General features: G+C 72.7%; 7 protein-coding genes. 4 read left to right on the top strand and 3 right to left on the bottom strand.

The window, feature by feature from the left end; translation table 11 throughout:
* Nucleotides 1-1,146 (bottom strand): serine/threonine-protein kinase (locus tag D7X12_RS36375; protein WP_158620195.1); only part of this gene is annotated, 1,146 nt, incomplete at its 3' end.
* Nucleotides 1,147-1,284: 138 nt separating this feature from the next.
* Between D7X12_RS36375 and D7X12_RS36380 the strand changes: the two genes are divergently transcribed.
* From D7X12_RS36380 to D7X12_RS36395, 4 genes are all read left to right on the top strand, one after another.
* Nucleotides 1,285-1,635: a helix-turn-helix domain-containing protein gene (locus D7X12_RS36380; protein ID WP_120629801.1), complete on the top strand. Its 351-nt coding sequence runs from the start codon at nucleotides 1,285-1,287 to the stop codon at nucleotides 1,633-1,635.
* A gap of 17 nt (nucleotides 1,636-1,652) precedes the next feature.
* Nucleotides 1,653-2,009, top strand: a complete 357-nt coding sequence (locus D7X12_RS36385) for a helix-turn-helix domain-containing protein (RefSeq protein ID WP_120629802.1) — start codon at nucleotides 1,653-1,655, stop codon at nucleotides 2,007-2,009.
* A 128-nt stretch (nucleotides 2,010-2,137) separates the two neighbouring features.
* Nucleotides 2,138-2,734, top strand: coding sequence for a hypothetical protein (locus tag D7X12_RS36390; RefSeq protein ID WP_147443904.1), 597 nt, complete (start codon nucleotides 2,138-2,140; stop codon nucleotides 2,732-2,734).
* Between the two features lie 59 nt (nucleotides 2,735-2,793).
* Complete coding sequence (locus D7X12_RS36395; protein ID WP_120629804.1) at nucleotides 2,794-4,026, top strand: serine/threonine-protein kinase; 1,233 nt, start codon at nucleotides 2,794-2,796, stop codon at nucleotides 4,024-4,026.
* A 66-nt stretch (nucleotides 4,027-4,092) separates the two neighbouring features.
* Here the strand turns inward: D7X12_RS36395 and D7X12_RS36400 are convergent, their stop codons facing one another.
* Nucleotides 4,093-5,343, bottom strand: a complete 1,251-nt coding sequence (locus D7X12_RS36400) for a GAF domain-containing sensor histidine kinase (protein ID WP_244224994.1) — start codon at nucleotides 5,341-5,343, stop codon at nucleotides 4,093-4,095.
* Nucleotides 5,344-5,375: 32 nt separating this feature from the next.
* Nucleotides 5,376-7,849, bottom strand: a 2,474-nt coding sequence (locus tag D7X12_RS36405; RefSeq protein ID WP_120629805.1) for a CHAT domain-containing protein, incomplete at its 5' end; no start/stop codon positions are given.

Below are 7,849 nucleotides of genomic sequence, written 5' to 3' on the forward strand. Positions count from 1 at the left end.
CGCCAGCACCAGCCCCGCCACCACCCGGAGTCCTCGCCGCGGGATGGGCGCTCGCGGGTGCGGCGGTGCCACTTCGGACGGCGCCCTGCCTTCGGGGGCTGCGGCCCCGGCCCTGGGTGGGACTTCGGCCACCGCGCGTTTCGGACGCGGGCCTCGTCGCGGCGGTTGGTGCGGCGCCTTCGCCCATGCCAGGAGGTCCGAGGCCCGTCCCTTCGTGGTGGCGGTGTGCACGCTGTAGAAGTCACACAGGGGCACGTCCCACGCCTCCTCTGCTCCGGCCAGTGCTTCGGTCAGCTCCGTCGCCAGCGCGCCCGCGTCCGCGAAACGCGCCTCCGGGCGCTTCTCCAGGAGCCGCAGGCACACCCGGCTCAGCACCTCGGGCACCCGCGGATTCACCTCCCGGGGCGCGGACGGCGTGCGCGCCAGGATGGCGTCCACGAGGGACACGTCATCCGGCGCCTCGAAGGGGTAGCGGTCCGTCAAGAGCCAGTAGAGCATCACGCCCAGCGCCCAGAGGTCATCCGCCGGGCCCGCCACGTACTTCATGCTCGCGCCGTCCCTGCGGTGCTGCCACGCCTCGGGTGAGCGGTACTCGGGCGTGCCCGGGAGGAAGGGGTGGCGGGTGATGCCCGGCGCGCCCGGGTAGCCACCCACGCCGAAGTCCGCCAGCACCGCGCGCCCGTCTTCGGCGCGCACCAGCACGTTGCTGCCCTTCACGTCCCGGTGCACCACGCCTTCGCCGTGCACCGCCGCCAGGGCCCCTGCCACGTCCCGCGCCACGCCGGCCACGGCCCGGGCCGTGGGATTCACCTCGCGCGCCCACGTGTCCAGCGGGGCCCCGCGCACGTACTCCATGACGATGACGAGGAACTCGGGCTCCTCCGCCACCGGCCACAGGGTATGGGACAGCAGGCGCACCACATGCGGGTGCGACAGGTGTTGCAGGCGCAGCAGGATGGAGACTTCGCGCTCCGCCCAGCGGCCGGCCTCCTCCACCGGGAGGAACTTCAGGGCGAACAGCCCGCCCTCGCGCTCCCGGGCCAGATACACGGTGCCGTAGCCCCCCGCGCCCAGCTTGCGCTCCACGGTGTAGCCGCCAACGACGGTGCCCGGGGCAATGGACGGTGACGGGGGATTCAGCCTCACGGGCTTTCTCCAACGGAGCGGCGGGTGGCTGCGCTTGACAGAAGTGGGTGGATAAGAGCTAGTCAACCATGCTTCACGAGCATAGCTCGGAAGATGCCGTGACCGCGGCCTTTCCCTCCTCCCAGGAGCGTTCTCCCCATGTACGAAGCCTTCGCCGCCGAGTTGGGCCATGTCATCCGCGAGGCGCGCCACCGCGCGGGCCTGCGCCAGGACAAGGTCGCCGAGGCCCTCCAGCTCTCCGTGCCCCTCTATGCCCGCATGGAGCGCGGCAAGCTGATTCCCAGTGTCGCCGTGCTGCGGGACCTGTGCCTCACCTTGAATGTCTCCTCGGAGGCCCTGCTCCACCTCGCCACGCCCGGAGCACCAGGGGCCGCCGCCAGCCAGGAGGACCTCTCCTCACTGCGTGCGCTGCTCCACCGCGTGCGGGCCCTGCCGGAGGCCCGGTTCCAGTCCTTCCTCGCGCTCCTGGACACCCTGGAAGACGCGTAGCGGCTACGCTCCCCGCCATGAATCAACAGTTGGCGGAAATCATCGGCACCGCGGCCCGGGCGGCCCGGGACAAGATGGGACTCACCCAGGCGGAGGTCGCCGAGCGCATCCAGTTGACGCCCCTGGTCTACAGCCGTCTGGAGCGCGGGAAGATGCTGCCCAGCGTGCCTTCGCTGGTGCGGCTGTGCGCGGCCCTGCACCTGTCCCCCGAGGAAGCCCTGGGCTTCTCCCCGAAGAAGGCCCGCGCCGGGAAGAAGGGCGGGGGCGGGCCGGACGATGAGACCTTGCAGCGGTTGCTCTACATCTCGCGCAGGCTGGAGGCGGATCAGCTCACCGCCCTGCTGGGCGTCGCCACCGCCATGCTGCGCCGCTGACAACCCGCCGCGCACGCGTCCCGGCTCATTCCGCCCGTGGGGAAGGCTTCACCCCGTGCATGCCCGCATGATACTTGATGGGCATAGTCGATCATGCCCACCAGGGCATGTCCCGACAGGAGGTGTGCATGCGCGGTTCGCGTCTTCCGGTCTCCCCGTCGTGGTGTCTTGCATCCGCGCTGCTGCTCATGACCGGCCTCGCCGGTTGCGCCCGGAGGACGGAAGGCGTCTTCAGTCGCACCCGTGAGGTGCTGGCCGCGACGGACGACTTCGGGATGCTGCTCGTGGGCGCGGGGCTGTCGCCGGAGGAGCTTCCCCGGGGCGAGGAAGTCACCGTGCAGGAGGCCCGCCAGTTGCGGCTTCTCCTGTCATTGGTGGGCCACTCGCTGCGCGGCTTCGGTCCCAACGTCACCGCCGACTACCTTCTGGCCGAAGTGGTGACGAAGGGCGAGGCCGTGTCGCGCACCACGCTGAGCGAGCGGCTCGGGCGCTTCCAGGCCCTCGCGGTGCTGCGGCCCGACGGCTACATCGTGGCGGCGATGACGGGAAAGCCGCTGGAGTGCGTGGGCCCGGTGGGCGTCCAGAATGGAGCCTTGCGCGCGGGCGACTACCGCGTGGGCGCCTTCTACGCCAGCGAGGGCCAGGGCTACCGCGAGGACACCTCCCTCCCGCGTCTGCCCGCCCGGGCGTTCTTTCTCGAAGCCGCGGGCGACGAAGTTCCGTAGCCCGCGCTGCCGACTCGCCGTCCCTTCCCTCATCCCCTTCCCGCTTCGGAGCCCCGCCCATGACGAAGGCCACGTCCACGCCCTCGAACACCCCCACTCCCGTCGAGGACACGTCTGCCCTGCGCTCGGAGTGGAGCAGCCTGGAGCGCGCGGGCGTCACCCTGCGCACGCCGTCTCCCCTCACCGTGGACGCGACCACCTATACGTTCATCAAGCCCCTCGAGCGCCGGAGCATTGGCGAGGTGATGTGGCTGGCCCAACGCTCCACCCGCGACGGGCCATGCGGCCTTGTCGCCATCAAGCGGCTGTTGGGCCCGGCCAGCAGCCCGCGGCGTCACCGGCTCATCGAGGAGGTGGAGCTGGCCTTCCGCCTGCACCACCCCGCCATTGCCCAGGTGCACCACATGCGGATGCATGAGGGGATGCCGCACATCCTCATGGAGTACGTGGACGGGCCCAGCCTGGACACGGTGGTGAGCGCGGCGGCGGCACGCGGACGGCCTGTCTCCGCCGCCTTCGCCCTCTACGTCGCGGGCGAACTGGCTGAAGCACTGCACTACGCGCACACGGCGAAGGATGAAGCGGGCAGGCCGCTGGGTGTGGTGCACCGTGATGTGAGCCCGCGCAACGTGAGGGTGGAGGGACGCACGGGGGCCGTGAAGCTCACCCACTTCGGAGCGGCCTACTCGCTGCTGGCCAACCGCGAGGAGAGCCCGAAGACGCTCCTCAAGGGGGATGTGGCCTATGCCTCGCCGGAGTATCTCTTTCAGCAGCGGCCCCTGGATGCGCGCTCGGATGTCTTCTCGCTGGGGGTCACCCTGGCGGAGCTGCTGACGGGGGCGCACCTGTTCGACCTGGAGGACGCGACCCGCACCGGGCCCGTGGGCCCGCTTCGGCCGGAGGAGCGGCCCTCACTGCCCCTGGAGCAGATGCAGGGCTTCATGGATCGGTTGGGTCCAGAGGACGTGCAGCGCGCGGCAGCGGGCCTTCCGGAGTCGCTCCAGGCCCTTCTCCACAAGGCCCTCAGGAAGGAGCCCACCGAGCGCTACGCCACGGCGGGAGCGATGCGGGATGCCCTGCGCGAGGCCCTGGCCGGGCAGCCCCAGCCCTACGGGCGCAAGGAAGCCGCCGAGGAGTTGGGCCAGCTTCTCTCCGAGGCCACGGTCATCCGGGGCCGAGCGGAGTTCGCGGAAGCGGGCCTCTTCCCGGACATGCAGGACGCCCACGAGCTGGAGCCGGACGGGCCCACGAGTCCGGCCCCCGGGAGCAACCGTTCGGGGAACATGGATTGAGCGACCCGGTGCGGAGGCCACCGCTTCCCCGAACATCTTTGCTCCGGCGCCTGCCCGGCCGCGGCGCTACCGGGCGGGTGTGGGTGCTTCCGGCACCGCCAGTTCGAAGCGCGTGCCCAGGCCCTGCTTCGAGTCCACTTCCAGGGTGCCGCCGTGCGCCTCCACGATGCGCCGCGCGAGGTACAGGCCGATGCCCAGCCCCGTGGAGCCGGGGCCTCGCGCGAAGCGCTCGAAGAGCGTGGACAGCTGCTCGGGGGGGATCCCCGGTCCCTGGTCGATGATGGCGAACCGCGCCCACAGCCCCTCCGGACGCCGCTGCGCCTGCACTTCCAGTTCCACCGGCAGCCCCGCCGGGGAGTGCTTCAGCGCGTTCGCCACCAGGTTCTCCAGCACCTGACGGAGGCGCTCCGGATCCGCGATCATCACCAGCTCCTCGGGCCCGCGGTAGTTCACCGGGTGGGCGGGGATGCTCGCGGTGGTGGCCACCTCTCGCGCCAGCCCCGCCACGTCCACCGGCCGGGGGCGCAGGGTGAAGAGCCCCTGGTCCAGGCGCCCCACGTCCAGCAGGTCCTGGATGAGCCGGGTGAGCGAGCGCAGCGAAGAGGCCGCTCCGTCCGCGTCCCGTAAATCCTCCAGGTCCTGCTTGCGCGCGGCCCGCCGCTGGAGGAGCTGGATGCGGGCCTGGAGCGGCAGCAGGTAGTTGGCCATGTCGTGGGCCAGCACCGTGATGAGCTCCTCGGCCGCCGCCCGGCGCGCCTGCTTCACGGCCAGCTTCGTCAGCTCCTGGGCCAGCTCCACCCGGTGGGCCACCATGCCCACCCAGCGCGCCACGGCCGTGAGGAAGCGCAGGTCCTCCCGGGTGAAGAAGTCGTTCTTCGCCGACGACACCCCCAGCACGCCGCGGATCTCCTCGCCGATGGGCAGCGGCACCATCAGGGAGGAGCGGACCCCCAACCGGAACTTGATGCCGGGAAGCTCCTCCGGATCCTCCTCCTGGCGGCCCGTCATGAAAGGCTTTTCCGTCTCATACGCCTGCACGGCACGGCCCCCGTTGGCGAGCGGCATCCGGTCCAGGCCCAACGCCTGCTGCAGCCGCCCCATGGGCGTCTCACTCGTCCCGACGGCGACGAGGCACTGGGTGCTCCTCTCGATGAGGAAGACGTCCACCTTGTCGGCGTGCAGCAGCTCCGAGATGACCTGGCTCACCGTGTTCAGCGTGGGCCGCAGCTCGGCTGCGGGGAGGGACAGCAGGCTCTCCAGGGCCTGCAACCGTGGATCCGCCCGTGTGCCTTCGTTCTCCAGGTCCCGCTCAGTCACACCCCAAGGGTGGCGATGCGCACCAGCCAGGGCTACCCGTCCCTTCGCCCCGCAGACGGGTCCTCCGGCGGCCAGGCAGGCGGGGGGCGCTTCGACCGGCGCCACCCACCCACGCCCATGGCCAGCACCAGCGCGCAGAGCAGCACGGCCAGGACCCAGCTCGCGCCCTGCCCCGGGACGCCCGCGGCGTCGTCGGCCCGCCGCACGGGCACCAGCGCGGCATCCCCCATCACCACCACCCCCGCCCACGCCGCCGCGGGCTGACCGTCCTCCTGCGCCTCGCGCTGGGCGGAGCGCAAGGCCTGCGCCACGCCCTGCCCTGAAGCCAGATGTCTGTAATAGCGCTCCAGGAGCCATGCGGCCTCCGCGTCTCGCATGGGCCACAGGCTGGCCACCACCGCGCGCGCGCCGGATTCGAAGAAGGCCCTCGCGAGGCTCAGCACCCCTTCTCCCGCGAGCAGCGCGCCGGACGCGCCCTGACAACTGGAGAGCACCACCAGCGCGTCCCACAGGTGCAGCTCCGCGATCTCCCGGGGCTGGAGGAGGCCGTCCTCCTGCGAAGCGCCCGGGGCCAGCACCAGGGCGGAGCGCTCGGGCGCCTCGACGTCCACGACGGCGTGCGCGGCCACGTGGAGGATGCGCACGACGTCCAACCGCGACGCCTTCAGCGCCTGCTCCGACGCCTCCGTCCCCACCAGCAGCCGGGGCCGCACGTCGGTGTCCTCCAGGGCCTCCTGCACGGTGCGCCCTTCGCGCCTCGCCTCGGGCAGCGCGCCCAGGCTCGCCGTCTCTCCGAACACACCGCCCCGCGACGAGGCCACCGTCGTCGTGCCCGCCGGGGCGCCGCTGCGGTCCGGATCCGCCAGCACCAGGGCCTCGCCCGCCGGGGGCCGCTCCGACCGCTCCCGCCAGTGGTGCAGCAGGCTCGCGGAGGGCACCCGCGCGAGCTCGTAGCGGGAGATGAGCGGCGGCCCATCCGCGCGCTCGCGCAGCGCCGGGAAGGCCAGGTCATGCAGCGGCCCATCCGGCACGAGCAGCAGGCGGGACACGCGCGGCGGCAATTCGCGCAGCACCGGCGCGAGGAGCTGGGCGTACAGCGCGGCGGCGGTCCCGGCCTCCGAACCATCCCGGCGCTCGATGAGCCCGGACAGGAGCGCCACGGCGGGACGCAGCCGCGCGCGCTCCGGGATGCGGTGCGCGCGCGTCCCCCCGCGCGTCACCGCCAGCACCCACGCGCCCCCCCCGGGCTCGCCCTGGAGGTCCTGGTCCGTGCCCACGAGGAAGACGAGCAGCGCTTCGTCCTCTCCCAGGTTCTGCTCGGTCTGCGCGAGCGACGCGAACTCGACGGCGTCGTGCCGGGGCGCCGGACGCAGCTCGCGCTCCCGCCGCTCCAGCTCCTGCAGCTCGCCCAGCAGGCGCGTGCGCTCGGACGCGGGCAGCGTGGTCTCCAGGAGGCGCCGCTGCGTGGTGGACAGGCCGCGCAGCACCAGGACCCGCTCCAACTGGCGCTCCGGTGAGTCCGCGCCGAGGGCGAGCGCGCGGGAGGCGACGAGCGCTTCGAACAACGTCCGCGCCCGCAGCCGCTCGCTCACCGCGAAGGCGCGCTCCAGGGCCTCGCGGGGCGGCAGGGCGGACGTCTCCCCGGCCTCCAGCGTGCGCCCGGCGAGCCGGTGATAGTCCTGGACCCAGCCGGAGAACAGCTCCGCCTGGCTGGACGCGTCCTTCTGCAACTGGCGCAGCACCTCCACCGCGTCCAGCGCGCGCTCCGCCTGTCGCAGGGCTTCTGGCAGGGGCCGTGTGCGGAAGGCCACCATGGAGCGCGCGCGCCACGCGGAGGCGAGGTAGCGCGGGTTGTCGTGCTCGGCGGCCAGCGCCAGGACCGCGTCCGCGTCGCGCTCCGCGGCGGCGGCGTCCACCCCCGCGAGCCGCTCCGCGCGCGTCCACAGGCACGCCATGCGCCGCTCGGGCAGCTTCGCCTCCAGGGCCAGCTCCAGGCAGCGCCGCAGGTGTTCGTCCGCCTCGCGCCGCTCCTCCGGGCTGTCCCCCAGCAGCTCCGCCACCATGCGCAGGGACTGCGCTTCGAAGGCCTTGCTCCCCGCCTTCCTCGCCGCATCGAGCGCTTCACGCGCGAGGCGCAGCAGCGCCGGCCGGCCTCCCGGTTCGGGACGCTCCTCGTTGCGCCGCAGCGCGAGGTTCGCGAAGGCGAAGCGCACGCGGGCCTCGGTGCCCACGTCGCGGGTGCTCCGCGCGAGCTCCGCGAGCCGCGCATAGGCATCCTGCGCTTCGTCGAAGTGCCCCAGGGTCGCGCTCACGGTGGCCAGGGGGTTCAGCAGCTGCTTCTTCACGCCGTCGCTGCCCCCGGGGAAGGCGAGCGCCTCCGCGCGCTTGAGGAGGCGGTAGGCGCGTCCCAGGTCCTGTCCCAGGTCGGAGAGTTCAGCGGCCTCCAGGATGAGCGCGCGCACCTGGAGCTGGGCGTCACCGGAGGCCCGCGCCACCTCCCCCACCC

This window comes from Corallococcus sicarius (genome assembly GCF_003611735.1).
Classification (GTDB): Bacteria; Myxococcota; Myxococcia; order Myxococcales; family Myxococcaceae; genus Corallococcus; species Corallococcus sicarius.

Coding starts and splice junctions, on each gene's coding strand:
- D7X12_RS36380 (WP_120629801.1), top strand. CDS start 1,285: ATGTACGAAGCCTTCGCCGCCGAGTTGGGCCATGTCATCCGCGAGGCG.
- D7X12_RS36385 (WP_120629802.1), top strand. CDS start 1,653: ATGAATCAACAGTTGGCGGAAATCATCGGCACCGCGGCCCGGGCGGCC.
- D7X12_RS36390 (WP_147443904.1), top strand. CDS start 2,138: ATGCGCGGTTCGCGTCTTCCGGTCTCCCCGTCGTGGTGTCTTGCATCC.
- D7X12_RS36395 (WP_120629804.1), top strand. CDS start 2,794: ATGACGAAGGCCACGTCCACGCCCTCGAACACCCCCACTCCCGTCGAG.